Source organism: Glaciimonas sp. GG7 (assembly GCF_052976905.1).
Genome location: NZ_JBRIIQ010000206.1, coordinates 1 through 1,601, shown reverse-complemented (window position 1 = coordinate 1,601; position 1,601 = coordinate 1). Strand labels below are relative to the sequence as shown.

Genomic DNA, 1,601 nt, shown 5'->3' with positions numbered 1-1,601 from the left:
TCCTTGTCCGCTCTCGCGTTAGCCAACGACTTGAACGCGAATCAAGTTTTCAAATGGCGACGCCAGTACCTGCAGCAGCAAATCGATGTGCCTGCGGCGAAGATTGACCGGAATGTACTTTTGCCAGTGGTCATGGTGTCTGAAGACGAAGCCGTTCCGGCATCGCTGCCACCCCCGGTTGCGATGCACAGTGAGCGCATCGACATCACGCTGCGACATGGTCAGATACGCATCGAAGGCACAGTCGATGTCGAGGTGCTGCGTACGCTCGTGCAGAGCATGCGCGCATGATGGGCCTGCCGGCGGGTACACGCATCTGGATTGCGGCAGGCATCACCGATATGCGCGCTGGCTTTAATGGCCTCGCACTCAAAGTGCAGATGACGCTTCTCGATGATCCTTTCTGTGGTCATGTTTTTGTCTTTCGTGGTCGACGCGGAAACGTCGTTAAAGTCCTCTGGTCGACGGGAGACGGGAGACGGTTTATGCTTGCTATCGAAGCGGCTTGAGCATGGCCGTTTCGTCTGGCCACAGGCCGACAGCGGCAAAGTACACCTGACACCGGCCCAATTATCGATGCTGCTCGAAGGCATTAATTGGAAGCAACCAGAGCGCACCTGGCCGGCCCTCTCTGCGGGCTAGATTCTGCCTTGTAAACTGCCGCCGACCTGCGTAGACTACGCGCATGCCATCATCCTCACTCCCAGATGATATCGACGCCTTGAAGACGCTGCTGTTGCAGCGGGATGGCGAAGTGCAGCAACTGCGCCATACGGTATCGACGCTGGAATAGGCATTCAGCATTCGTACGCTTGAAATCGCGCAACTCAAAATGCAACTGACCAAACTCAAGCGCATGCAATTTGGCCGCAAGTCCGAGAAGATTGATCGCAAGATTGAACAGCTCGAGATGCGTCTGGAAGATTTGATCGCTGAGGAAGGCGAGGTCGAGGGGCGAGAATCTGCACCGACTATCGCCCGACAGAAATCGGTACGCCAGCCGTTGCCTGCGCATCTGCCCCGCGAAGAACGCGTACTGGAACCGCTGGAACAGGCCTGCTCAGCATGTGGTGGTCAACTCAAGCCGCTGGGCGAAGACGTTTCCGAGCAGTTGAAATCATTGATGCAGCATTCAAAGTCATCCGTCATGTGCGACGCAAAAAGGCGTGCGCCAGCTGCGATGGCATCTTCCAGGCACCCGCACCTGGCAGAACGATTGAGCGTGGTATCGCTGGACCGGGATTGCTCGCGCATATCGCGATCTCGAAGTTTGCTGATCATCAGCCACTCTATCGGTAATCCGTGATCGGTGGCCGTCAGGGGGTGGAACTGGGTCGCTCGAACATGGCGCGCTGGATGGGCATATGTAGCGCATTGGTCAATCCACTCGTCGGTGCATTGCAGCGATATGTATTGGCAACATATAAAGTGCATACCGACGATACGCCGATGCCGGTGCTGTCTCTTGGTAATGGACAAACCAAGACAGGCCGACTGTGGGTCTATGTACGCGATGACCGTAACGCAGGATCGATAGCTGCGCTACGGTATCGATTCGTGCTCGATGAACCGGGCGCTTAGAGAAGCTATCACCGACTGCC

2 protein-coding genes and 2 pseudogenes are annotated in these 1,601 nt (G+C 56.2%); all 4 read left to right on the top strand.

Annotated elements, in window-relative coordinates; genetic code table 11:
- Window positions 1–291: pseudogene (locus ACVBEF_RS21130) on the top strand (hypothetical protein); the annotation flags it as partial.
- Window positions 288–509, top strand: a complete 222-nt coding sequence (gene tnpB / locus ACVBEF_RS21125) for an IS66 family insertion sequence element accessory protein TnpB (protein ID WP_447125861.1) — start codon at window positions 288–290, stop codon at window positions 507–509. The pseudogene ACVBEF_RS21130 and the gene tnpB (ACVBEF_RS21125), both read left to right, overlap by 4 nt.
- On the top strand, window positions 412–642 hold the full coding sequence (gene tnpB / locus ACVBEF_RS21120) for an IS66 family insertion sequence element accessory protein TnpB (protein WP_447125860.1): 231 nt from the start codon (window positions 412–414) through the stop codon (window positions 640–642). Before tnpB (ACVBEF_RS21125) ends, tnpB (ACVBEF_RS21120) begins: the two co-directional genes overlap by 98 nt.
- 43 nt (window positions 643–685) lie before the next feature.
- Window positions 686–1,533: pseudogene (locus tag ACVBEF_RS21115) on the top strand (transposase); the annotation flags it as partial.
- Window positions 1,534–1,601 lie beyond the last annotated feature (68 nt).

Coding starts and splice junctions, on each gene's coding strand:
- tnpB (WP_447125861.1), top strand. CDS start 288: ATGATGGGCCTGCCGGCGGGTACACGCATCTGGATTGCGGCAGGCATC.
- tnpB (WP_447125860.1), top strand. CDS start 412: ATGTTTTTGTCTTTCGTGGTCGACGCGGAAACGTCGTTAAAGTCCTCT.